28 protein-coding genes and 1 tRNA gene are annotated in these 21,879 nt (G+C 40.9%); 12 read left to right on the top strand and 17 right to left on the bottom strand.

The features are described 5' to 3' along the window. Positions 1-98 precede the first annotated feature (98 nt). From AC6I9F_RS02585 to AC6I9F_RS02545, 9 genes are all read left to right on the top strand, one after another. Positions 99-1,052, top strand: a complete 954-nt coding sequence (locus AC6I9F_RS02585) for an aromatic acid exporter family protein (protein WP_173282459.1) — start codon at positions 99-101, stop codon at positions 1,050-1,052. A gap of 143 nt (positions 1,053-1,195) precedes the next feature. Beyond that, positions 1,196-1,576: a MarR family transcriptional regulator gene (locus tag AC6I9F_RS02580; RefSeq protein WP_173282458.1), complete on the top strand. Its 381-nt coding sequence runs from the start codon at positions 1,196-1,198 to the stop codon at positions 1,574-1,576. 100 nt (positions 1,577-1,676) lie between these two features. After that, the gene (locus tag AC6I9F_RS02575) at positions 1,677-1,898 is read left to right on the top strand and encodes a DUF4649 family protein (RefSeq protein ID WP_173282457.1); all 222 of its coding nucleotides are present in this window, start codon (positions 1,677-1,679) and stop codon (positions 1,896-1,898) included. 15 nt (positions 1,899-1,913) lie between these two features. After that, positions 1,914-2,228: a thioredoxin gene (gene trxA / locus AC6I9F_RS02570; RefSeq protein WP_001029579.1), complete on the top strand. Its 315-nt coding sequence runs from the start codon at positions 1,914-1,916 to the stop codon at positions 2,226-2,228. Between the two features lie 201 nt (positions 2,229-2,429). Further along, positions 2,430-3,083, top strand: coding sequence for a 7-cyano-7-deazaguanine synthase QueC (queC, locus tag AC6I9F_RS02565; protein WP_173282456.1), 654 nt, complete (start codon positions 2,430-2,432; stop codon positions 3,081-3,083). Continuing rightward, positions 3,083-3,526 (top strand): 6-carboxytetrahydropterin synthase QueD, encoded by a 444-nt coding sequence (gene queD, locus AC6I9F_RS02560; RefSeq protein ID WP_173282455.1) that lies wholly within the window; start codon positions 3,083-3,085, stop codon positions 3,524-3,526. The genes queC and queD overlap by 1 nt, the downstream gene beginning before the upstream one ends. Next, a complete protein-coding gene (gene queE, locus AC6I9F_RS02555; RefSeq protein ID WP_173282454.1) occupies positions 3,519-4,235 on the top strand; it encodes a 7-carboxy-7-deazaguanine synthase QueE in 717 nt (238 codons plus the stop codon). Before queD ends, queE begins: the two co-directional genes overlap by 8 nt. A gap of 18 nt (positions 4,236-4,253) precedes the next feature. Next, positions 4,254-4,745 (top strand): preQ(1) synthase, encoded by a 492-nt coding sequence (gene queF, locus AC6I9F_RS02550; protein WP_000082587.1) that lies wholly within the window; start codon positions 4,254-4,256, stop codon positions 4,743-4,745. A gap of 11 nt (positions 4,746-4,756) precedes the next feature. Next, positions 4,757-4,879 carry a hypothetical protein gene (locus AC6I9F_RS02545; protein ID WP_498022538.1) on the top strand — a complete coding sequence of 41 codons (123 nt, stop codon included), beginning with the start codon at positions 4,757-4,759 and terminating at the stop codon, positions 4,877-4,879. 83 nt (positions 4,880-4,962) lie between these two features. Here the strand turns inward: AC6I9F_RS02545 and AC6I9F_RS02540 are convergent, their stop codons facing one another. Further along, positions 4,963-5,631 carry an MIP/aquaporin family protein gene (locus tag AC6I9F_RS02540; RefSeq protein ID WP_173219557.1) on the bottom strand — a complete coding sequence of 223 codons (669 nt, stop codon included), beginning with the start codon at positions 5,629-5,631 and terminating at the stop codon, positions 4,963-4,965. A 256-nt stretch (positions 5,632-5,887) separates the two neighbouring features. Between AC6I9F_RS02540 and AC6I9F_RS02535 the strand changes: the two genes are divergently transcribed. Continuing rightward, positions 5,888-6,652, top strand: coding sequence for a (S)-acetoin forming diacetyl reductase (locus AC6I9F_RS02535; protein ID WP_203180152.1), 765 nt, complete (start codon positions 5,888-5,890; stop codon positions 6,650-6,652). Between the two features lie 107 nt (positions 6,653-6,759). Here the strand turns inward: AC6I9F_RS02535 and AC6I9F_RS02530 are convergent, their stop codons facing one another. The 9 genes from AC6I9F_RS02530 to AC6I9F_RS02490 form a co-directional block, all read right to left on the bottom strand. Further along, entirely contained in the window at positions 6,760-7,551 is a 792-nt protein-coding gene (locus AC6I9F_RS02530) for a DUF2785 domain-containing protein (protein ID WP_498022535.1), read from the bottom strand. A 61-nt stretch (positions 7,552-7,612) separates the two neighbouring features. Further along, positions 7,613-8,413: a deoxyribonuclease gene (locus AC6I9F_RS02525; RefSeq protein WP_498022533.1), complete on the bottom strand. Its 801-nt coding sequence runs from the start codon at positions 8,411-8,413 to the stop codon at positions 7,613-7,615. Positions 8,414-8,432: 19 nt separating this feature from the next. Beyond that, complete coding sequence (gene pepF / locus AC6I9F_RS02520; protein ID WP_498022531.1) at positions 8,433-10,229, bottom strand: oligoendopeptidase F; 1,797 nt, start codon at positions 10,227-10,229, stop codon at positions 8,433-8,435. A 10-nt stretch (positions 10,230-10,239) separates the two neighbouring features. Continuing rightward, positions 10,240-10,983: a 16S rRNA (uracil(1498)-N(3))-methyltransferase gene (locus AC6I9F_RS02515; RefSeq protein ID WP_498022529.1), complete on the bottom strand. Its 744-nt coding sequence runs from the start codon at positions 10,981-10,983 to the stop codon at positions 10,240-10,242. A 1-nt stretch (position 10,984) separates the two neighbouring features. Then, positions 10,985-11,935, bottom strand: a complete 951-nt coding sequence (gene prmA / locus AC6I9F_RS02510; RefSeq protein WP_498022528.1) for a 50S ribosomal protein L11 methyltransferase — start codon at positions 11,933-11,935, stop codon at positions 10,985-10,987. 14 nt (positions 11,936-11,949) lie between these two features. Then, a complete protein-coding gene (locus tag AC6I9F_RS02505) occupies positions 11,950-12,846 on the bottom strand; it encodes a GIY-YIG nuclease family protein (protein WP_001129470.1) in 897 nt (298 codons plus the stop codon). Next, on the bottom strand, positions 12,847-13,275 hold the full coding sequence (locus AC6I9F_RS02500; RefSeq protein WP_120770484.1) for an NUDIX hydrolase: 429 nt from the start codon (positions 13,273-13,275) through the stop codon (positions 12,847-12,849). 1 nt (position 13,276) lies between these two features. Next, the gene (locus tag AC6I9F_RS02495; RefSeq protein WP_498022526.1) at positions 13,277-14,344 is read right to left on the bottom strand and encodes a M50 family metallopeptidase; all 1,068 of its coding nucleotides are present in this window, start codon (positions 14,342-14,344) and stop codon (positions 13,277-13,279) included. An 18-nt stretch (positions 14,345-14,362) separates the two neighbouring features. Next, positions 14,363-14,833: a DUF3013 family protein gene (locus tag AC6I9F_RS02490; RefSeq protein ID WP_261064699.1), complete on the bottom strand. Its 471-nt coding sequence runs from the start codon at positions 14,831-14,833 to the stop codon at positions 14,363-14,365. 115 nt (positions 14,834-14,948) lie between these two features. Between AC6I9F_RS02490 and AC6I9F_RS02485 the strand changes: the two genes are divergently transcribed. Continuing rightward, positions 14,949-16,220, top strand: coding sequence for a replication-associated recombination protein A (locus AC6I9F_RS02485; protein WP_125451337.1), 1,272 nt, complete (start codon positions 14,949-14,951; stop codon positions 16,218-16,220). Between the two features lie 264 nt (positions 16,221-16,484). After that, positions 16,485-16,557 (top strand) — tRNA-Lys (locus AC6I9F_RS02480). Positions 16,558-16,639: 82 nt separating this feature from the next. On the opposite strand, the gene AC6I9F_RS02475 is transcribed toward AC6I9F_RS02480, so the two are convergent. The 7 genes from AC6I9F_RS02475 to AC6I9F_RS02445 all read right to left on the bottom strand — a co-directional run bounded on the left by AC6I9F_RS02475 (position 16,640) and on the right by AC6I9F_RS02445 (position 21,459). Further along, positions 16,640-17,767: a tyrosine-type recombinase/integrase gene (locus AC6I9F_RS02475; RefSeq protein ID WP_498022524.1), complete on the bottom strand. Its 1,128-nt coding sequence runs from the start codon at positions 17,765-17,767 to the stop codon at positions 16,640-16,642. A 1-nt stretch (position 17,768) separates the two neighbouring features. Next, on the bottom strand, positions 17,769-17,951 hold the full coding sequence (locus AC6I9F_RS02470) for a DUF3173 domain-containing protein (protein WP_023943834.1): 183 nt from the start codon (positions 17,949-17,951) through the stop codon (positions 17,769-17,771). Positions 17,952-17,954: 3 nt separating this feature from the next. Beyond that, positions 17,955-18,974, bottom strand: a complete 1,020-nt coding sequence (locus AC6I9F_RS02465; RefSeq protein ID WP_198457793.1) for a replication initiation factor domain-containing protein — start codon at positions 18,972-18,974, stop codon at positions 17,955-17,957. A 12-nt stretch (positions 18,975-18,986) separates the two neighbouring features. Next, the gene (locus tag AC6I9F_RS02460; protein WP_061388751.1) at positions 18,987-19,403 is read right to left on the bottom strand and encodes a hypothetical protein; all 417 of its coding nucleotides are present in this window, start codon (positions 19,401-19,403) and stop codon (positions 18,987-18,989) included. 288 nt (positions 19,404-19,691) lie between these two features. Continuing rightward, positions 19,692-19,976, bottom strand: a complete 285-nt coding sequence (locus AC6I9F_RS02455) for a hypothetical protein (RefSeq protein ID WP_050237723.1) — start codon at positions 19,974-19,976, stop codon at positions 19,692-19,694. Between the two features lie 18 nt (positions 19,977-19,994). Then, positions 19,995-20,132, bottom strand: a complete 138-nt coding sequence (locus AC6I9F_RS02450) for a hypothetical protein (RefSeq protein ID WP_001002894.1) — start codon at positions 20,130-20,132, stop codon at positions 19,995-19,997. Next, on the bottom strand, positions 20,119-21,459 hold the full coding sequence (locus AC6I9F_RS02445; protein ID WP_498023162.1) for an FtsK/SpoIIIE domain-containing protein: 1,341 nt from the start codon (positions 21,457-21,459) through the stop codon (positions 20,119-20,121). The genes AC6I9F_RS02450 and AC6I9F_RS02445 overlap by 14 nt, the downstream gene beginning before the upstream one ends. Positions 21,460-21,879 lie beyond the last annotated feature (420 nt).

Genomic DNA, 21,879 nt, shown 5'->3' with positions numbered 1-21,879 from the left:
AAACCACGTCAGCTTCGCCTTGCCGTACTCAAGTACTGCCTACGGCTAGCTTCCTAGTTTGCTCTTTGATTTTCATTGAGTATTATCAGGAAATTCTTATGTCTATTAGCCAACGTACGACCAAGCTCATCTTAGCTACCTGTCTTGCCTGTTTTCTTGCTTATTTTCTCAATCTTTCGTCAGCAGTTTCAGCTGGAATTATCGCTCTCTTGAGCCTATCTGATACGCGTAGAAGTACCTTAAAACTGGCTCGCAATCGACTCTTTTCCATGATTCTAGCTCTGGCTATCGGTGTTCTAGCTTTTCACTTGAGCGGATTTCATATCTGGAGCCTTGGCCTCTATCTGGCTCTTTATGTTCCCCTAGCCTACAAGATGGGCTGGGAAATTGGCATCACACCAAGTAGCGTCTTGGTTAGTCACCTCTTGGTACAAGAGTCAACCTCTCCAGACCTCCTAGTCAATGAATTCCTTCTCTTTGCTATCGGTACTGGATTTGCTTTACTGGTCAATCTCTACATGCCTTCACGAGAAGAGGAAATCCAGTACTACCATACGCTGGTGGAAGAAAAGTTAAAAAATATTCTCCTACGCTTCAAATATTATTTATCCAGAGGGGATGGACGCAACCGAGCACAGCTGGTGGAAGAATTAGACACTCTTTTGGAAAAAGCCCTCAAACTAGTCTATCTAGATCACTCTGACCACCTCTTTCACCAGACCGACTACCATATCCACTACTTTGAGATGAGACAGCGACAAAGTCGTATCCTGCGAAATATGGCCCAGCAAATCAACACCTGTCACCTAGCTGCCAGTGAAAGCCTGATTTTAGCGCAGCTCTTTTCAAAAATTGCCGGTCAACTGAGTCAGACCAATCCTGCTTCTGATTTACTAGATGAAATTGAACGCTATCTGGAAGTCTTCCGCAACCGCAGTCTACCCAAAACAAGAGACGAATTTGAAACCCGCGCCACCCTTCTTCAACTCCTACGTGAAGCCAAAACCTTCATCCAAGTAAAAGTTGACTTTTATCAAAAATATGGACAGTAAAAAATAAAACCACTAAAAAACAGAGCTTGCCAGCTCTTTTGAAAAGTAGTATAATTATTGCATGCGCAATCATCTTGTGATGCAGAGACTGTCCGTGAATGGACATTCTTCTATGTTATAACTCTAAAAAGAGAGGAGATACTATGACCTATTTGGAAAAATGGTTTGACTTCAATCGGCGTCAGAAAGAAATTGAAAGTCTCTTGGAAGAGACTATTGCCCAGCAGAGCGAGCAAAGTCTGACCTTGAAAGAGTTTTACCTGCTCTACTATCTGGACTTGGCTCAAGAAAAATCTCTACGCCAGATTGACCTGCCAGATAAACTTCATCTGAGCCCGAGCGCTGTTTCTCGGATGGTGGCTCGCTTGGAAGCTAAAAATTGCGGTCTACTCAGTCGCATGTGTTGCCATCAAGATAGACGCTCTAGTTTTATCTGCCTGACAAGTGATGGGCAAAAGACACTGACCTCGCTACAAAAGGCTGTCGAAGCAAGCTTGGAAACTGGTTTGAACTTCTTGATTTAAGATGATTTTAGAAAAAAAGTTGCGTGCGCAATCATTTTTCTTGACATTCTCTTTTACAAGGAGTAAAATAAAGTCATCATTAAACAAAGGAGTTTTAAACATGATTGAAATCACCTATTTAGATGCCAGCAAGAACGAAAGAACTGTATCCTTCGATTCTTATGAAGACTTTGATCGTTCGCAACAAGCTTGCCTTATCGGCGTCGCAGACTACTACCCTGTCCAAAAATTAACCTACAACGGTCATGATTTGGACTATCATGGGACTTACGGAGATGTCTTCTTCTATCTCAAGAAACAAGATTTAAGCCAATATAACTAAAAAAGGAGAAATACAATGGCAAAAGCAATTACAGATGCAACATTCGAACAAGAAACTAAAGACGGTTTGGTCTTGGTAGACTTCTGGGCAACTTGGTGTGGTCCATGTCGTATGCAAGGTCCAATCTTGGATAAATTGTCTGAAGAACTTTCAGAAGATGTTTTGAAAATCGTTAAAATGGACGTTGATGAAAATCCAAACACAGCTCGTGCTTTTGGAATCATGTCTATCCCAACTCTTCTCTTCAAAAAAGACGGCCAAGTTGTCAAACAAGTTGCTGGTGTTCACACAGCAGACCAAATCAAGGCCATCGTTGCTGAATTGAGCTAATCACATTAGAGACCAAGTACTTGCTTTGGTCTCTTTTTTCTTGCCCTTTGCCATTTTTCAAAAAATATGCTAGACTGTATGTAGAATATTACGATGTTTGGGACACGCCATCGCTAAAAAAAACCTTGACTTGGTATTTTTTAGCTCCCTCATGGGAGCTTTTTGCGTGCTCTGAACATTTCCCATTTTGGAAGGAGTACTATGAAACGTCAATCAGCCTTGGTCGTCTTTAGTGGCGGTCAAGATTCTACAACCTGCCTCTTTTGGGCTAAAGAACACTATGAAACGGTCGAAACCGTTACCTTTGCCTACGGTCAACGTCACCATTTCGAAATTCAAGTTGCCCAAGAAATCGCTAAGGAACAGGGGATCCGTCATCATATCCTAGATATGTCTCTGCTGGGACAAATCACTGAAAATGCCTTGACTTCTGATCTGGAAATTGAGCAAAAAGAGGGAGAGGTTCCCAATACCTTTGTCGACGGTCGCAACCACCTCTTTCTATCTTTTGCGGCAGTTCTTGCCAAGCAACGGGGCATTAAAGACATCGTGACAGGTGTCTGCGAGACAGACTTCTCAGGCTACCCTGACTGTCGGGATGCCTTTGTCAAATCCCTCAATGTCACCCTCAACCTTGCCATGGATTACGACTTTGTTATCCAAACACCTCTCATGTGGCTGGACAAGGCTGAAACTTGGGAATTAGCTGACAAACTCGGTGCCTTTGACTATGTTCGTGAAAAGACCTTAACCTGCTACAACGGAATTATCGGGAGTGGCTGCGGAGATTGTCCAGCCTGCCACCTACGTCAACATGGTTTAGATGTTTATCTCTCACAGAAAGGAGAAGCCTAATGTTTTTTGCACCCAAAGAAATCAAACAGGAAACTGGGGAGTCTCTTGTCTACAATCCTCACAGAACCTTGGTATCAAAAGAATTTACCTTTGATGCTGCCCACCACCTCTTTCACTATGAGGGAAAATGCAAATCCCTGCACGGCCACACCTATCATCTGCAGATTGCTGTCAGTGGATTTTTAGATGAACGTGGCATGACCTACGATTTCGGAGACATCAAAGCGATCTACAAGAACTACTTAGCGCCCCACTTGGATCATCGCTATCTCAATGAAACCCTGCCCTATATGAACACGACTGCTGAAAATATGGTTTACTGGATTTTCCAAACCATGAATCAAGAGTTACCAGACGAACGTGGTCTCCGTTTGGAATACGTTCGCCTCTATGAGACTCCGACTGCCTTTGCGGAGTTTAGACGGGAGTGGTTAGATGACTAGGGAACGTGTCCTCAAACTACCAGTTTTGGAAATTTTTGGCCCAACCTTTCAAGGCGAAGGCCGTGCAATCGGGCAGAAAACCATGTTTGTCCGCACTGCTGGTTGCGACTACCACTGCGACTGGTGCGACTCTGCCTTTACATGGGATGGCTCTGAAAAACCAACTCGCATGACTGCTGACGAGGTAATTGCTGCCTTGGATAAATTGGGGAGCTACGACTATGTCACCCTGTCTGGGGGAAATCCTGCTATCCTAGCAGCCAACATGGCTGAGCTAGTAACCAAACTCAAAGAACGTGGTGTCACTCTAGCTGTTGAGACCCAAGGCTCCCGCTGGCAAAATTGGTTGAAAGACATCGACCAGGTTACTCTCAGCCCCAAACCTCCTTCATCCAAGATGGAAGTCAACTTTGAGACCTTGGACTTTATCGTTTCCCAACTTGATCCAGACAAGATCACCTTTAAAATCCCTGTCTTTGACGATGCAGATTTGGCCTTTGCCAGAGGCATACAAGAACGTTACCAACCAGATGTTCTTTTCTTATCTGCAGGAAATCCTGAGCCCAAGGCTAGAGGCAATATTGTCCAAGACCAACTGGACCGCCTCAAAGAACTCTGGGAACGCATCGCTGCCGACGATAGCTGGGGCAATGTCCGCGTCCTTCCTCAACTACATACCCTCCTCTACGATAACCAACGTGGTGTTTAAGATTAGAAAGAAAAAATCATGTCACAACAAGAAGAAATGAAAAACCTAAGCCTACTAGGCAACAAAGAAACCAACTACATTTTCGAATATCAACCAGAAGTCCTCGAATCCTTTGACAATCGTCATGTGGAAAATGACTATTTCATCAAATTTAACTGTCCTGAATTTACCTCACTTTGCCCAATCACTGCTCAGCCAGACTTTGCGACTATCTATATTTCCTACATTCCTGACAAGCTCTGTGTCGAGTCAAAATCCCTCAAACTCTACCTCTTTAGCTACCGAAACCACGGAGATTTCCACGAAAACTGTATCAACACCATCGGGAAAGACTTGGTCAACTTGCTAGACCCTCGCTATTTAGAAGTCTGGGGAAAATTCACTCCGCGCGGTGGCATCTCAATTGACCCCTACTACAACTACGGTAAGCCAGGAACTAAGTATGAAGGCTTGGCAGAACAACGCCTCTTCCAACACGACCTTTACCCAGAGAAAATTGACAACCGTTAAACTCATACTCAATGAAAATCAAAAAGCAAACTAGGAAGCTAGCCACAGGCTACTCAAAGCACAGCTTTGAGGTTGTAGATAAGACTGACGAAGTCAGCTCAAAACATGGTTTTGAGGTTGCAGATGGAAGCTGACGCGGTTTGAAGAGATTTTTGAAAAGTATCATACGAAAAAGCCCTGTTCCTCAAAATGAGGAGCAAGGCTTTTTGAGTTTCAATTATTCTTCTGTTCCAAGGAAGTTTTTCGCAACGAGGGCTGCAAGAACTCCACCAGCGATTGGTGCAAGGATGAAAATCCATACTTGTTGAAGTGCTGCGCCACCTACCAAGACAGCTGGTGCCAAACTACGAGCTGGGTTTACTGAAAGTCCAGTAATATTCAACCCCACAAGAATCATCGCCATCAATGACAAACCAATTACTAAACCAGCAATCGCGCCATTTCCCTTGCTTTCTGAAGTCACGGTCATAATAACCAAGACAAACAAGAAAGTTGCGATGACTTCAAACAAGAAACCACCAAAGACAGTGACACCGTTTGCCAAGGCATTTTCACCAAGACTAGCAGTTGACATACCTGAGTTAGCCAAGAGGAAGAATACCGCGCCAGAAGCAATAAAAGCTCCAACAACCTGACCAAGGATGTAGTTGACAAGGTCTTTTGATGACAAACGTTTGTTAACAAACATAGCAATCGAAACAGCTGGGTTCAAGTGAGCACCTGAAACAGTTCCAATTGAGTAAGCCGCGACCACGATTGCCAGACCAAAGGCAAAGGCAATCCCTAGGTGACCAAGGCCATCAAGACCATTTCCAAAAACAACAGCTCCTGTCCCGACGAACACAAGCATGAACGTACCGATTAACTCAGCAACAAATTTTTTCATTTTCTTTCTCCTTTTTTTCAAAAACTAGATACTAGTCTATCAAAAGTAGGAAAGGGTTTCAAGAAAATTGATTGGAAATTTTCAGGATAAAATTCTATAAAAACGGTAGCATTTATTTGAAACATTTTTTCTAAAGGTATATAATGTCAATATAGTTCTAATAAATTATTTATTCCCTAATTTGAACTAATTTTTACAACTTTGCTGTTCTTTTATGAACGTTTGAATGGTATCGTGGATACCAAGGAGGAATCATATGTCTAAAGTTGCTATTGTCACAGGTGCAGGTCAAGGAATCGGTTTTGCAATCGCAAAAAGATTGGTTCAAGATGGCTTTAAGGTAGGAGTCTTAGACTACAATCCCGAAACAGCTGAAAAAGCTGTTGCCGAATTATCAGCTGAAAATGCCTTCGCTGTCGTGGCCGATGTTTCGAAACAGACCGAAGTTGCACAAGCATTTCAAAAGGTTGTTGACCATTTTGGTGATTTGAATGTTGTCGTAAATAACGCTGGTGTTGCTCCAACTACTCCTCTTGATACAATTACTGAGGAACAATTTACACGCACTTTCGGTATCAACGTTGGTGGTGTCATTTGGGGTTCACAAGCTGCACAAGCGCAATTTAAAGCACTTGGCCACGGAGGTAAAATTATCAACGCAACTTCTCAAGCCGGTGTAGTCGGCAATCCAAATCTAACTGTTTATGGTGGAACCAAATTTGCTGTTCGTGGAATTACGCAAACATTAGCACGTGATCTAGCAGACTCAGGAATCACTGTTAACGCCTACGCACCAGGTATTGTGAAAACACCAATGATGTACGACATCGCTCATGAAGTTGGTAAAAATGCAGGAAAAGATGACGAGTGGGGTATGCAGACATTTGCAAAAGATATTACTCTAAAACGTCTATCTGAACCAGAAGATGTGGCTGCTGCTGTCAGCTTCCTTGCAGGACCAGATTCAAACTACATTACAGGACAAACCATTATCGTTGATGGTGGTATGCAATTCCATTAAGATACACAAAAAGAGGTTGGAAAATGATTCAACCTCTTTTATTAGTCTTCATTATTAGTTAGAAGGATACAATAGAAACTCTCTCAATAGGCAATATTAGCTTATCCCTAGTATTGAAAAGACTGGATAGCTTCTTTCAAGTCATCTTGTAAACTATTTCTCTGGTCAAGTTGGACATAGACTTCCAACAGACAGGATCTGAAGTTTGAAAATTTATAAAAATCTTCCCTTTCTTCTATCGGAAAGTCAACAGCTTTTATCCAAGATGCTACTTGCTCTTGCGCTAACTTCCCTTGTAAAATAGGTTCATAGATCACTCTTGCTAAACGCCAATCCTCATCATCTGTAAAGCGAATCGAAATCCTTTTAAATAGTTGGCCAAGTATATCAAATACTTCATGAACTCTGTTTTTAGGAAAGTCTGGATGACAAACCACCTCTGTCAGTAAATCGGCTCCATGTGCAAAAGCATGAACCCAACCATACTGGCTTGAAAAACCTGTCGTGTCTTTTTCTTTTGAAAGATAGTGCAAACCTTGATTTAAAAGGACATTGCGAATCTCTCCTTTTAATCCCTGATAAAAAACCGATTGCTGGTTGGCATCTGCAGCCAAGAGATTTGCATAAATAAGCGCCCTAAAAGAACGTTCAAGTGTTGGCAGGCCTACCTTATCAATCTCTTTATCTAGTCCTCCATCAGATAAAATTTCCTCAGCAATGAAATGAAATTGTTCCTGTGTAAATAGCTCTTCCTGAATTCCTCTAGCAAAGCTTGTAAAAACAAGGTCATCGCGAATTTCTGGAGAAGGATCTCCCAAATGATCAAGTAGCCACTTGATTTCCTCATGGCTATAACTTGGTTTTTCTTCTGTTATTTTCCTAAGTAACTCTTGATACATGGTCAATACCTCTACATTTCTAGCAACTGTTCAAAAAGCTAGTCCAAGATAACTTTCTATCTTATTCTTTTTTAGATGGACGTTTGCCTGCTGCAATTGCATCAGCCTCTGTCATCTCGACAACGTTGGCTTTATTAGTATTTGACGGCATTCTATCCTTGTTATACCAATATACTTTCGCTTGACCATTCTTAGCGACGTAAACAATTCTATCTTGCTGTTGGGCTTTAGTTTCAGCTTCACGTGCAATTCTTTTCTCTTCTTCTTTTTGAGAAATTAATGACTCAACTGCACCTATCCTGTCGAGCAATTCTGCCTTTTTATCGTTATTTTCAATCTGATTAACTGTTTCTTTGGCAGACTTCACTTGACTCGGATCTTGACTTTCTTCCAATTGTTTGACTAAGTCTTCACCTTTTTCTTGCAACTCATTTGCGGCCTTTTCTTTGGCAATTCTCTCTTCTTCTGCTTTTTCTTTAGCTTTTTTCTCTTCTTCAACTTTTTTCTCTTCTTCAACTCGTTTTGCTTCTTCTGTACTAGATGAAGCATCGGTTGTTGACTCTACTTTAGCAGTGGATGCCGCAGTTTGCTTAGTTTCTGACTGAGAAGATGAAGTTTTCTTTGTGACTGTTGGGGTTTGAAGAGCAGCTGCAACAAAACTAACAACAAAAAGTCCTATCATTAAATTTCTTTTTCGAATATCTGGTACTTTCTTTACAAAATACCAAATACCAACTCCACTCAAAACTAGATAGAGAGCAGGCAAAGCAATCAATAAAATGATTCCCAACAAGACTAGGCCTATTTTGATAAAACGTATTCTTTGTGAATCGTGTTCCAGCCATTTTTTAATTCTGTTCATATCGTTATCCTAAATTCCTCTACTCCCCCAACTCAGCACTGTAGGCGATAATCTGGTCAACTGTGTCAGACAAGAATTGGATTGTATCACGGAGTGGTTTATCTGTAGAGATATCTGCTCCGATAATCATGACTGACTCAAGTGGTGTCTTGCTACCTCCTGATTTGAGGAGATTGAGCCAGTCTTCAGCTCCAGTTTCTGAATTCTTTAGATGAAGGTAACCCGCAGTCGAGATGACTAGTCCTGCTGAGTAGGTGTAACTATACAAGCCCATATAGTAGTGAGCTTGACGCATCCAAGTCAAAGCCGCATCGTCGTCAATTTCAATGGCATCTCCCCAGAAATCCGTCAAGACTTCCTTCATAATACTGTTGAGTTTGCTTGCTCCAAAGGTTTCTCCTTCTTCAATCAATGTATACACCTTACGCTGGAAGGCTGCTTCCAAAAGGTGAGTGATAAAGTTATGGAAGTAGGTGTCTGTCAAGCGGTGAGCAAGAGCGAAGCGTTTTTGACGAGGGTCGTCAGATTGGTGCTCCAAGTAATCACTGAGAAGCAATTCATTGAAAGTTGATGGCGCTTCGACATGGTAAGTCGACATATGGGCGTTGAAGTAGCTTTGATGGTTGTCAGAAAAGATAAATTGACCAGAATGCCCGATTTCATGAATCAAGGTATAGACATCGCTCAAACGGCCTGTCCAACTCATAAGTACATAAGGATGCACGCGATATGGGTCCGCTGCATAGCCACCAGAATCCTTGCCACTATTGGCAGCAAAGTCCACCCAGCGCTCTTCTTGATAACGAGCAACTTCCTGACAATATTCTTGTCCCAAAGGTTCTACCGACTTCATGACCAAATCATAGGCGTCGTCAATGGTCACTTCAGGATTGAGGGCACTATCCAAATCCAATTTCCAGTCTGCAAAGGTCATCTTTTCAAGACCATTTACCTTGGCAACATGCTTGAGGTATCTCTGAGCAACGGGCGCAAAATCCTTCATGATGAGGTCAATCTGGCGGTCAAACATGGCACGGTCCACTTCTTGTTCAGCCAGAAGATAATCAAAGACTGAGTCGTAACCCTTCATATCTGCCAGTAGTTTTTCAGACTTGACTTGGGCTAGATAGGCTGCTGCAGCCGTATTTTGGTGCTTACGAAGACCTTCTGAGAAGGAACGGAAAGATTTCTCACGAACCTCAGCATCCTCGTGGTTTTGGTAGAAATTCTCATAGGTCACAAAGCTGTTTTTGTAGGTCTTGCCATTGACTTTAAAGTCGGCCATTTCAAAATCCCCAGCTCGCATCTTAGTATAAATGTCCTGCGGACTGTAGAAAACTTCACCGAGATTGGTCAAGGCCTTCTCCACATCAGCCCCTAGATAGTGGGCTTTTTTGATTTTTGCCTGACGAATGGCTGCCGTCAAGTGAGGCAATTCACCCAAACGGTCTAAGACCTCCTCATCAGCTTCTACCAAGGCATCGTCAAAGAAGGTCAAGGCTACGCTAGCATCTGTTTCAAATTCCATCCCAGCTTGGGCAATGTTAGCAAATTCGTCATTGCTATAATCTGTCGTCTGAGGCATAAAGCCATAATTGCCAATATGGCTCATCTGAATGTAGATTTGTTCCAATTCCGCAAAGGCCTTTTCAAAATCCTCAAAAGTATGAAGATTACCCTTGTAATCACGGCTAAACTGGTTGATGTCTTCGCGAGCCTTCTCGATTGCGCGCAAGAAATCCTCACGGTCTTGGTATAGGGCTGTTAAATCCCAAAGTTCCTTCTCTGGAAATTCTGAACGGTGTTTTTGTTCCATTTTCTTCCTCTTATTTCTCTAATTCTAATAAAACACTAAGGGCTGATAAGGCGTAAAGTGGTGCTGTTTCTGCTCGCAAAATACGAGGACCAAGACCTGCCAAGACTGCTCCCTTAGCTTCAAAACTTTCGATTTCTGCAGGTGACAGACCACCTTCTGGACCAAAGATAAAGAGCAGTTTTGCTCCTTTTTCAAGACCAGAGACTGCTTGCAGAAGCGCAGCGGCTTCTCCTTCTTTTGCCGACTCTTCATAAGCCACTACAATGCGGTCAAATTGGTCAAGTTGGGCTAGAAAATCTCCTTTCTTCTCAAAAAGCTTGATACTTGGGACCAAATTACGCTTGCTTTGCTCGGCCGCTCCAAGGGCAATTTTTTCTAGTTTTTCAACCTTTTTACCCAATTTCTTGCCATCCCACTTGGCAACGGACCAATCGGCAGGAAAGGCCCAGATTTGGCTGGCTCCGAGCTCGGTTACTTTTTGAGTGATAAACTCCAGCTTGTCCCCCTTAGGAAATCCAGATGCGATGGTCACCTGGACTGGCAGTTCCACATTGTCATCTAGTTCTTCTACCAATTCGAACTGACGAGCTTCCACATCCAGCACGCGCGCTAAGCGCTTAATCCCAGCATCAAAGACTAAAGTAACCTCATCATCTTCCTTCAGGCGCATAACCTGAAACATATGCTTGCTGGTTTCCTTATCCTCGATGGTGACAGGAGAGACTGCACTGCCTTTGACAAAATACTGTTGCATGCTAGCCTCCAATCACACCGGAAATATCCTTGGTTTTCTTAAAGACACAGGCATTCCATTCCCCCTGAATCATGTGGGTTTCAAGGAAAAATCCAGCTGACTCAGCCGACTCGCGCACCATGTCCCACTTGTCCTTGATAATTCCACTCATGATGAGGTAGCCTTCATCCTTGACCAAGCGATAAGCATCATCCGTCAGATGAACAAGGATATCCGCCAAGATATTAGCTACAATCACATCTGCATCAATCTCAACTCCCTTAAGCAAATCTCCTGCTGCTACATGGATGTTTTCCATACCAGGGTTTAGTTCAATATTTTCCTGAGCAACACGAACCGCCACATCATCTAGGTCGTAGGCGAAAATTTCCTTAGCACCCAGAAGTGAACTGGCAATAGAGAGAACCCCTGAACCAGTCCCCACATCTAGCACCGTTTCGCCACCACGAAGAACCTGCTCCAAGGCAAAGAGGCTCATCTTAGTAGTTGGGTGGGTTCCTGTCCCGAAGGCCATACCAGGATCTAGCTTGATAATCTTTTCCCCAGCAGTCGCCTCATAGTCTGTCCAAGATGGCACGATAGTCAAATCATGAGTGATGCGAGCAGGTTCATAGTATTTCTTCCAGTTGTCTGCCCAGTCTTCCTCAGTCAAGGCAGTCGTACCCATTTTTACCTCTCCCAAGTCCATAAAATCAGTTAGTTCCGCGAGACGAGCCTGCAAATCTGCCTCAACCGTTGCTATATCAACCGTATCAGGGTAATAGGCTGTCACTACGATTTCTTCTTGTTGCTCGACCTCTGGGAAAATCTCGCCGAAACGATCCACATTTCCCACATAGTCCATACTATCTTCGATCGCAACACCTTGCGCTCCCAGCTCAATCAAGAGATTGGAAACTAACTCCTCCCCCTCACGCTTCACTGTAACTTTTAACTCTTGCCATGTTTCCATAAATTTTTTCCTTATCAATCTATTAATTCTTCTAATTCTTTTAAAGTTCTTCCATCCTGATCCTTCCAATCAGTTCGACCGTTCGTTTGCATACCCAGTAAAAAAGCCGCTGCATAAGAAGGGCTAGAAAAGAGTTGTTTTTCTTTTAACACTCCATCTTGAATGACCCGAGAAGCTATTAAATTCTGACGCATTTCTTTTAAACTTGCTGGAAGGTATGGAGAATCCTTTATTTCTACTTGACTTCCTTCTAAAACAACAAAACCTTCAGTTGTCCGTTCACAAGTTGCTTCTATTACTTTGTTAGATTTCTTAGTTTTACGCTTTAAATAAAGATAAGTTGAATGATTATCAGGTAAATCTTGACTAACTTTCTTTGTCATTGGAACAAAAACACGATAACCTAAAGTTCCAATAATCATTAGCGTATTTTCAACAATTTCATCCAGTTCAGATTCCTTTTCCTCAGTCACATTACCAGGATTTGGATCATTCCCATTTTTCACAATATAGCGACCAGCTTCTTTAGCAAGTTGAGTAAATTTATTTTCCAAATAGCTAATTTCTGTTGGCCCGAAAGAATTATTTTGAGTTGTTAGAATGATGACATCATTAAAATAATCTGCATGAGTATCGCGGGTATGCTCTTGAATTCGCAACAATACCCCTTCACCATTTTTCCGAGTTGTCGCCTGACCAATATAGGTCACATCTTTCTGTTTATCTTCATCTCGACCAAATAAGAAATAAATACCACTTTGTTTCATTTCATCACGCGACTTCAAATCTCCCAACTGAATACGAGGTATTTTGTAAATCACTCCCGTCCAATTTGACAAAGTACATTTGATTTTTCCAGTCACTTCACCATCCATGAGAAACATATTGATATTTTTGCTACGCTTCGCCATTTATCGAACTTCCTCCAAATAATCTCTCACTCTATTCTGCAACTGAGGTACAACTTGACTGGAACTAAGAAATTCCTCGACATTCATCAACTGATAGCCCTGTCCTTCATCTCCAAAGACAATCTTGTCAAATTGGTCCTGAGCCAACTTGCCAACTAGAAATACAGATTGTTTATCCGTAAAAAGCATACTTGGATAAACCTTACTCCAAAGCAGACAATCCTCAGTCAGATGAATTCCCAGTTCTTCATAAACTTCACGCGCCACGCACTCAAAAGGACTTTCATCCCCCTCTCGTCCCCCACCTGGCAGTTCCCACATATTGGGCCAGGGAATGCTTGCCTTATCATCGCGTAAGATAGTCAAGAGCTTATCCACACAAAACAAAGCAATCTTACAGCCTGTGAAATCAGAAATTTCTATTTCCATATTAGACTCCTTCGGTCAATTCCTTTTCCAGCTCGGCTAACCAGTTTTGATAATAGATTTTCTCATCCCGTAACATCCGGCTGCTATTCATTTTCTGTCTAGCAATCTTCATAGCCTTGTGAGTTTGAACTATATCTTTCTTTACCTTAAATTGATACCAAGCTTGAATGACCTGCATATCTGCTGTTTTTAGAGATAAAAAGGATTTGACACCTCGAATACTTGCATATTCTTCCGCTTTCTTATTATCTCCTTCCATCAGAGCAACTTGAAGAAGGTATATTTGAGAAATAGTTTTAGACATTGGATTATCTGTTTTCTCTAACACAGACTGAAACTGTTGCTTTGCAAGCTCTATATTATCATCCAATATGAATACCAATCCCTGAAGAGTCTGAACACTTTCTGCAAAACTCCCTCTCACATCCTCATCAACAGACATGATAAAGTCTTTTAAATCATATTCTTGAGGAGCTAGCAAGGTCTGGGCAGAATGCCTCAACATCAGGTAGGCGCATTTCGTATTTGCAGGGTGTTGTAGCAATTCCCAAATTTTTGCGCCATCGGTGATGCCAACTGGCAAAATGTTATTTAGGAAGAAAGACAAATTAAGAAAAATCCAAGTCCCTGCAAAATACCAGCTTCTTGTCAAAAATCCAAACACTATCGCCAATAATATCAAGCTGAGATGAACCATCAAGCCTCCTGAAAGCATCAGGATGATTCTTTGATCGCTTTCATCCTCTTTTAATCCAATGTATTGAGCACCAACATTTTTTATAACTGCTGTTCGACTAAGATGAAGCCTTCCTGACTTTTTGGTTAAAAGAAAGTTCCCTAATCCAAAAGCCACCAGACGATAGCCTGTCAGATAGCCACAAAAAGCATGTCCCAGCTCATGAAGAATAAAGATTAAATACATACTTAGAAGAGCGAAGCCATAACCAAAAGTAAAGACTAAAACTGCGGAATATCCCAGCTCTGCAAATGCGATTGTACCACAAGCACAAGCCAACATAATAAAGACAACAGCTAGCACATAAACCAAATAAATCCCAATTTTCTTCATAAAATCTCCATCCAACTCCTAGTATCTCGGATAAGGATAAAACTCCCCCTCTTCCAAGCCGACTTTTCCTTCTTCAAAGACTTCTTGGTTCCATTCCATGACAAATTCCTCTGCTTCTGGGTCTTCCAAAAAGTCCATAAGGGCATCTAGTCCAACCTCGGCAGTATCTTTAAGGAATAACACAAAATAAGCTAAAAATTCGCGAGAAAATCCTTTTTTAGGCAGGTAAGGGATAACCGTCAAATAGTCTTCCTCATTGACGGTTGATTTGGCAGGATTGTAAAAAAGCACTGCTTCTTCAAAGAGAATGTCATCTGATGAAACCTCTCCGTCCTCATCCACCATCTCCACACCTGCAGCATTTTGCGCTTCCAGTAGAAAACTCACTTCTACCGCGTGATTGCGCTTGTCCCAACTAATCTCAAAGTCAAAGGGAAAATTCTTCTCCAACTCTTCCTCTAAAACATCTAAAAATCCATATGTTGCCATTTTGTCCTCTTTCTATGCGACTCTTAAATCGCCCCGATTGCTCGGAAATATGCTAAAATAGATACTACCATCTTACCACATATACATCAGAAAATCCACGTTAGAAAGGACTGCTATGCCAGACAATCTCGCGCTTCGCATGCGCCCTAAAACCATCGATCAAGTCATCGGTCAGGAACATCTGGTCGGACAAGGAAAAATCATCCGCCGCATGGTAGAAGCCAACCGCCTGTCCTCCATGATTCTCTATGGCCCTCCGGGAATAGGCAAGACCAGTATTGCCTCAGCCATCGCTGGGACTACTAAGTATGCCTTTCGAACTTTCAATGCGACAGTTGATAGCAAAAAGCGATTGCAAGAAATTGCGGAAGAGGCTAAATTCTCTGGTGGTCTCGTCCTATTACTAGACGAGATTCATAGACTAGATAAAACCAAGCAAGACTTCCTCTTGCCTCTCTTGGAAAGTGGTCTGGTCATCATGATTGGCGCTACGACTGAAAATCCTTTCTTCTCTGTCACTCCTGCCATTCGCAGTCGTGTTCAAATTTTTGAGTTGGAACCTCTGTCTAACCAAGACGTCAAAGAGGCTCTTCAGATAGCTCTAAATAATCCTGAACGTGGTTTTGATTTCCCAGTAGAACTAGATGAGGATGCACTGGATTTCATCGCAACCTCTACAAACGGAGACCTGCGCTCTGCCTTCAACTCACTGGACTTGGCTGTTCTCTCTACCCCTGAGAATGACGAGGGCATCCGCCATATCACTCTAGACATCATGGAAAATAGCCTGCAGCGGAGCTACATTACCATGGACAAGGATGGAGACGGTCACTATGACGTTCTATCTGCCCTGCAAAAGTCTATCCGTGGCTCAGATGTTGATGCCAGTCTTCACTATGCTGCTCGCTTGATAGAGGCTGGGGATCTTCCTAGTCTCGCGCGTCGCTTGACCGTTATCGCCTATGAAGATATCGGTTTGGCCAATCCTGAAGCCCAGATTCATACCGTGACTGCTCTGGATGCTGCACAAAGGATTGGATTCCCCGAAGCTCGCATTCTCATTGCCAATGTGGTGATTGATTTAGCCCTTTCTCCAAAATCCAACTCGGCCTATGTGGCTATGGATAAGGCACTTGCTGACCTCAAAACATCAGGGCACTTGCCTATTCCGCGACACCTGCGTGATGGGCACTACAGCGGAAGCAAGGAACTGGGGAATGCCCAAGACTATCTCTATCCACACAACTATCCTGGAAATTGGGTCAAGCAAGACTATCTGCCAGAAAAAATTCGTAATCATCACTATTTCCAAGCAGAAGATACTGGTAAATATGAACGGGCTTTGGCTCAAAGAAAGGAAGCTATCGACCGTTTGCGAAAAATCTGAAATCCTTTTCAAAAAATTGCATTTTCCTCTTGATTTTTTTTGAAAAAGTGGTATCATATAAACATAGAAACGCTGTGGTGTACGACTTCACACTTAAGTGTTGACCGACTATTTTTTGTATTATTAGGGAAACAAAAGTCTTCTAACAGCATGTAGGCCGTCTCACACGGAAACAGCTTCAGTTAGAGCGAGTTGCCCACCTGCTTAATTGCGCGGGTTCAATACAAACCGTGAAGTTTCGGCACCAATACAGCTTTTTTCTTTGCCTCCTTAGCTCAGCTGGCAGAGCAGCGGACTCTTAATCCGTGGGTCACAGGTTCGATCCCTGTAGGGGGCATCTAAATACAACAGGAAAAGTCTTATAATATAGGGCTTTTTTTGCTTTCCTTTTAAAAATTGTCGTGCAATTTGCCGTGTTTTTACAACAAACTTTTCACAGCCATAAATTCCTCACTAATTTTTTCCTCCAATGTATGACCATAAACTTCAACCAGCATAGAGATATCTTTGTGTCCTAAAATTTTCGCAATAACTCCCAAATCAATATTATTATGCCATAAATAACTACCATAAGTGTGTCTAGCTCCTTTGGTAGTAATCAATGGAGAAATTTGCAATTCCTTCAACATTACTTTTATAGATTTATTGACTGTTGCAATATCTGGAACATCGTAGGCATAGCCAAAATGCTGAAAAATCAAATTATTTTTATTGTCAATGTTTAATTCTTTATTTGTTTTTAGTTGTAATATTTTCAATGTTTTTAACAAGGAAAGCATATCTGAAGTAATGGGAACTAATCTTATTGAAGTATTGTTTTTTGGTGGAGTAAACTTATGAATAGCGGTATTGTAACGACGATAAGTTTTAACTTGCTCTCCAACCTCATCAACATCATTCCAAGTCAAAGCTATCAACTCAGAAAAACGCATGCCAGTTTTAAAAAGAAAATAAATCACATACGGTACAATAGATTTCTGATAATCAAACTTATTTTTCAAATACACTAAGACTTTTTGATAGTCAGATTCAGTATGTAAATACTTTTCTTCAACCTTTTGTCCACTCTTGGATGAAAATAAATCTACATAAGCAGTAAAATCTTCTATTACCACCTTATCAGCAATAGCCATCTGTATACTTGCACGAATTCCAGAATTCAATCTACCCAGAAAATTTCTACTAACTGTTTGCCCATACTTATTCATAATTCTTTGGTATTCACTAGGCTTAATTTGTGATACAGGTTTATTTCCAAATAGCCTTTTAATAACATTTTTTCTCATAAGATATTTCTTTTTTGTGACTTCACTTCTATTGCTAGGAAAAATTTTTAAATCAAGCCATTCTTGGTACAGTTCTGGTAAGGTCATATCAAAGCGCAAGACACTTCCTGTGTTTATCTTATGAAGCACCTTCTCAGCTTCTATTTTAGCTTCTCGTTTTGTTTTAAATCCGCTTTTATGGAGTAGGCTCTTGCTCCTCTCACGTATAGAGAACGACCAAAGCCTTTTCTTCCCACGCTGTTTATACTCGATATAAGCCATTTCACAAGTCCATTCCCAACAACTCTTTCACAACACTTTTTGGAACAACCATCAAACGTTTTCTATTATAAAATGTATACCCTCTGGAAACAAGTATATCTCTTGCCTGATGAATAATAGCATTAGCTGTTGATGGCCTATAACCCATTGAAATCAAATCCTTATTTGATATAGTATCCGCCATATGTCAGTCACTCCTTCCATCAATTCCCCAAAGTTGGGAACTATTCTGTTCTCTTATATATTGTTCTATATCCTTTTCATCATTATCAGTTAGCCTCGAAAGCCCCTCTTTAAGTAAGCTTTGAATGTATTCCTCTGCCTTTTGAACATCATAAGCCTGATACTTTGCAATATAGACTTTTGCTAATGTTTTAGCAACTTGTTTCTCTGTCCAAACCTCAGACTGCCGTAGTGTCGTTTTAGCCCTTGTAATACTAAGAACTGTCTGATTTTCTGTCCCTAGATAGTTTACCCACCACTTAACTTTTTTTCTTCTCCAACGATTGCTATCTGTAGCATTTGGACGAATAAAGCGATAATGACCGTTGATAGCCTCAAAATATATTGACGATAAGGGACGTTTTAAATATAACTGCTCAGCAATTATATTAGCCTTCTCCTGCCAACATCTAAGCTCTGCGCGAGTCCAAGACGAAACTTCTACAAGCTCTTGCTTACCAAGTCGCTCCATGCGTTTATTATATACACACCACTGCTGATTACCTCGTGAACCTATCGCAACTGTTTCTCCTACACACTCCCCAGTATCTAGAACTGATTTCTCATGATACTCAAAATGCTTTGCCTTAGAAATACATAACCCTTTTTTGCAATAGTCATATATTCGTTGTACGTCTAAAGTACCATCAAATATATCATGTGCAATATCTAAACGAGTGAAATTAACATTATACTGATATAAACGAGTAATTAGGGCAATCCAGTTATTAACATTCCCCTCCATAAATTCCTCATATTGGCGGCACCCTTGCCCCTTCAATTCGATGAATACTCCCATAGAAGGCCTATCGGCATTAAAATACACCTTAATTTCTGAACATGAATAGTGTTGCTTATACTTATTCAGCCCCCAATCATTCAAGGTAAAGCTTTCAAGAGGAATCAAAAGGATGTCAGTCAGAACTTTTTCTGGCGAAACATCCTTAACTGTTACAGCAAAATAATCAATTCTAACTGTATTCATAGGAATATACTCCTATCCTAGTATTTTAATATCCTCACAGACAAGTTTAACACCTGCCCAGTTACTTCGTGAAATATTCCAAGCCAGTCTTACCTTTGGCTGAACTAGTTCTACAGGAACATTCAATAAAGCCTCACTCTGAGCAATTTTTGCAATTTTATCTACATTACCAACAATTTCTAAGTTAATAGCCTTTAAATCATCCGTTGAGATTCCCATGTCTGTTAAAACTTTCACTTTGTCAAAATCAAGAGCAGTACAACTGATTTTTGATACTTCCTCAGTTTTTACTTTTTCCCCATTCACTTCGTTATATTTATTATTAACTCTCGCCGATAAAATAACGAATTTCTTTGGAATATCAAACTGGGACATATCCAAGTCAAGTGCCCCAATTTTGATGTTTGTATCCGTCATGTTATAAGTCATATTTTTTACTCCATTTCTATGTTAAAAATCGTACCCTACTCAACAAGTCGCCCAAAAACCTTATAGGACAAGGGCTTTTGTCAAATTTCTATGAATCAGTAACCAACAAGCCCCACGCCTTACTGTATCAAAGCTTCAAGCACCATTTTATGTATGGTATACCCCCCTAGTTAGTACTGGGGCTGTTTTTTCTGACCTCCTGCAAAGCAGTCGGTTGGCTCTTTTGGACTAGCGGAAAGATGAGCGCTCCGCTCGATTATGCCCCCCTGGGCAATCCTCCCTATTCCGCTAGTCCAAAAGACCGTCATCTGAATTTGGTAAAATACTCAGAGGTTCATTGTTTATCCTCGTTAATACCTCTATTTGCCTTTTTGATAAATCTTCAAGAGACTTACCCTCCATAGCTAATGCCCACCACACAGTTTTTTCAATCGTACAATTAGGGCAGGTTCTGGGGGATAAAATCCTAAAACTACCCATTAATGGAGGATATTCCCATCCTTCATCAAAAGCTAAATCTGAATCAATGATTTCACTTTTTTCACATACCTCGCAAATATGTTTCAACAGCATTTCAAATACCACCTTACATTATTCTAATTCATCTACAATTTGCATATGTACTACTTGTAAAATTTGTAACAAAGCTTTATAAGGATTTTCATCACATTCAGTAGCACCCATTAAACTGCCGTTCGATAACTTCACAACAACACTAATTTCGTTCATTTCGCATCCTCATATACCTATCACAAGCTTCGTCAAAATATGCCTCAAAGTCTAATTCATCAGACTTAAACGGTGTCTCGACATACCGAGGAGTAGGGATAACCCCATCTATTTGAATGTACCCTGTCCCAATGTCGCAAGTTTTATAATCAATATCTTGACTTGAAAACATCATGCGACAGGAGTCAGAATCAGCCGTAGTTGCCCCCAACAATAAAGCTACCCCAAAGTTTTGTCTCATATAAGTGGGAATAAAGTCACTTGAAGCCCTCTGTAAACCGACTATCACCTCTATTGAAGCTTGGCGTGATTTTACCAAGAGACTCCCAAGATTTGACATTGCCTCTTCATAGGCTTTTTTCCCTTCTTTAGACGTCTCGGCCTCGGTTTTAAAGGCAATCCCTTCATCAAGTACCACTACAAGGGGGAAATTTCCCTTGACATCAGCCCAAGACAGAACCTTCCCTTTGGAAACATATATATCTGGGTTATCCGCCATAACCTGAAAGCGTCTATTCATTTCTTCAACAGCCTCTCTTAAAGCACCAGCAATCTGGAATGGAGAATTATATACTACCTTATAACTTAATCTATCTTCTAGCTTCTTACCAATTAGAAAACTCAAATCGCCTTTTTTCGGATCCAGCAATTTTATGTCAGACCCTAAAATTAAGTATTGAGCCACAAGGTTCTCTATCATCACCGTCTTGCCTGAACGTGTCGACCCTGCCAAAAGGACATGGGGCGGACAACCAAACTGGAAACCAACGCTATCGGAAATTGTGAGCTTTGTAGTTTGTAGAGTGCTCTCCCAAGACACTCTTTTTTCAGGATATATTCTAAATGTATACTTAACACAACTAGCAGTCTGTACTTTCTCTTCTAAGTTCAAATTCAAACAAGCACTCAAATATATATCTATCTCTGACACCTTATTAGAGAAATTATCACCCATAACACGAGCATAAATAAATATGTATTCCTCATCTATAGAAAAGTCTAGAACAACAGAACGAACTATAACTCCGTCAGAAGAAGACACAAATAGATTGTTAGATTCAAGCAAAAACAGTAATTGCTCGCGTATAGCAAGAATGGGCTGAATTCTATTATATAGTTCACTCAGCTTAGATATAAATTTCTTGGCGATTAAAATTTCTAAGACCACAGCCAAAACTAGTAAAAGTCCTGAGATATTAAAGATTAAAACCAATAAAATAAATATAAAAACTTGAGATAGTATACAAGCCCAATAACAAGTCTTCATTAAGGAGGTTGATAATATGTATGACTCACAAAGAGAGACTCTACGATTTATATGAAACATATTTATATGAAACATATTTTACCTCATCTTATTTCTTATATCCTTGATAATAAGAGAAAGAGCTATCAATTTAACTCTAATAAAATAGTAAAGGAATATAGCAAAGAAAAGAAATGCTATAATTGAAAACAGCACACTGAGGGCTGAACCAAAGCCTATGGGGTTATACACAGATAAAAGAGCGAAGACGAACATACAAAAAAAGCAAAATCTATATTTCCTTATCATTTTTATTCTCCTCTTTATTCTTCTCTAATGGTGTAGCAGCCATGTCTATGCATATGAGAAGAAATATTATAATAACATAAGATAACAAGATTGCCGTCCCTTCGTACAATGGAGAAAAGACATTCATTAAAATTAATGCATAGTACAACAGACCGGCGAACCCCAAGAATGATATATAGAATAAATATTTAT

This window comes from Streptococcus nakanonensis (genome assembly GCF_059738785.1).
Note: the sequence above shows the minus strand (reverse complement) of the source record. Positions and strands in the feature narration are given on the sequence as shown.

Coding starts and splice junctions, on each gene's coding strand:
- AC6I9F_RS02585 (WP_173282459.1), top strand. CDS start 99: ATGTCTATTAGCCAACGTACGACCAAGCTCATCTTAGCTACCTGTCTT.
- AC6I9F_RS02580 (WP_173282458.1), top strand. CDS start 1,196: ATGACCTATTTGGAAAAATGGTTTGACTTCAATCGGCGTCAGAAAGAA.
- AC6I9F_RS02575 (WP_173282457.1), top strand. CDS start 1,677: ATGATTGAAATCACCTATTTAGATGCCAGCAAGAACGAAAGAACTGTA.
- trxA (WP_001029579.1), top strand. CDS start 1,914: ATGGCAAAAGCAATTACAGATGCAACATTCGAACAAGAAACTAAAGAC.
- queC (WP_173282456.1), top strand. CDS start 2,430: ATGAAACGTCAATCAGCCTTGGTCGTCTTTAGTGGCGGTCAAGATTCT.
- queD (WP_173282455.1), top strand. CDS start 3,083: ATGTTTTTTGCACCCAAAGAAATCAAACAGGAAACTGGGGAGTCTCTT.
- queE (WP_173282454.1), top strand. CDS start 3,519: ATGACTAGGGAACGTGTCCTCAAACTACCAGTTTTGGAAATTTTTGGC.
- queF (WP_000082587.1), top strand. CDS start 4,254: ATGTCACAACAAGAAGAAATGAAAAACCTAAGCCTACTAGGCAACAAA.
- AC6I9F_RS02545 (WP_498022538.1), top strand. CDS start 4,757: ATGAAAATCAAAAAGCAAACTAGGAAGCTAGCCACAGGCTACTCAAAG.
- AC6I9F_RS02540 (WP_173219557.1), bottom strand. CDS start 5,631: ATGAAAAAATTTGTTGCTGAGTTAATCGGTACGTTCATGCTTGTGTTC.
- AC6I9F_RS02535 (WP_203180152.1), top strand. CDS start 5,888: ATGTCTAAAGTTGCTATTGTCACAGGTGCAGGTCAAGGAATCGGTTTT.
- AC6I9F_RS02530 (WP_498022535.1), bottom strand. CDS start 7,551: ATGTATCAAGAGTTACTTAGGAAAATAACAGAAGAAAAACCAAGTTAT.
- AC6I9F_RS02525 (WP_498022533.1), bottom strand. CDS start 8,413: ATGAACAGAATTAAAAAATGGCTGGAACACGATTCACAAAGAATACGT.
- pepF (WP_498022531.1), bottom strand. CDS start 10,229: ATGGAACAAAAACACCGTTCAGAATTTCCAGAGAAGGAACTTTGGGAT.
- AC6I9F_RS02515 (WP_498022529.1), bottom strand. CDS start 10,983: ATGCAACAGTATTTTGTCAAAGGCAGTGCAGTCTCTCCTGTCACCATC.
- prmA (WP_498022528.1), bottom strand. CDS start 11,935: ATGGAAACATGGCAAGAGTTAAAAGTTACAGTGAAGCGTGAGGGGGAG.
- AC6I9F_RS02505 (WP_001129470.1), bottom strand. CDS start 12,846: ATGGCGAAGCGTAGCAAAAATATCAATATGTTTCTCATGGATGGTGAA.
- AC6I9F_RS02500 (WP_120770484.1), bottom strand. CDS start 13,275: ATGGAAATAGAAATTTCTGATTTCACAGGCTGTAAGATTGCTTTGTTT.
- AC6I9F_RS02495 (WP_498022526.1), bottom strand. CDS start 14,344: ATGAAGAAAATTGGGATTTATTTGGTTTATGTGCTAGCTGTTGTCTTT.
- AC6I9F_RS02490 (WP_261064699.1), bottom strand. CDS start 14,833: ATGGCAACATATGGATTTTTAGATGTTTTAGAGGAAGAGTTGGAGAAG.
- AC6I9F_RS02485 (WP_125451337.1), top strand. CDS start 14,949: ATGCCAGACAATCTCGCGCTTCGCATGCGCCCTAAAACCATCGATCAA.
- AC6I9F_RS02475 (WP_498022524.1), bottom strand. CDS start 17,767: ATGGCTTATATCGAGTATAAACAGCGTGGGAAGAAAAGGCTTTGGTCG.
- AC6I9F_RS02470 (WP_023943834.1), bottom strand. CDS start 17,951: ATGGCGGATACTATATCAAATAAGGATTTGATTTCAATGGGTTATAGG.
- AC6I9F_RS02465 (WP_198457793.1), bottom strand. CDS start 18,974: ATGAATACAGTTAGAATTGATTATTTTGCTGTAACAGTTAAGGATGTT.
- AC6I9F_RS02460 (WP_061388751.1), bottom strand. CDS start 19,403: ATGACTTATAACATGACGGATACAAACATCAAAATTGGGGCACTTGAC.
- AC6I9F_RS02455 (WP_050237723.1), bottom strand. CDS start 19,976: ATGCTGTTGAAACATATTTGCGAGGTATGTGAAAAAAGTGAAATCATT.
- AC6I9F_RS02450 (WP_001002894.1), bottom strand. CDS start 20,132: ATGAACGAAATTAGTGTTGTTGTGAAGTTATCGAACGGCAGTTTAATG.
- AC6I9F_RS02445 (WP_498023162.1), bottom strand. CDS start 21,459: ATGTTTCATATAAATCGTAGAGTCTCTCTTTGTGAGTCATACATATTA.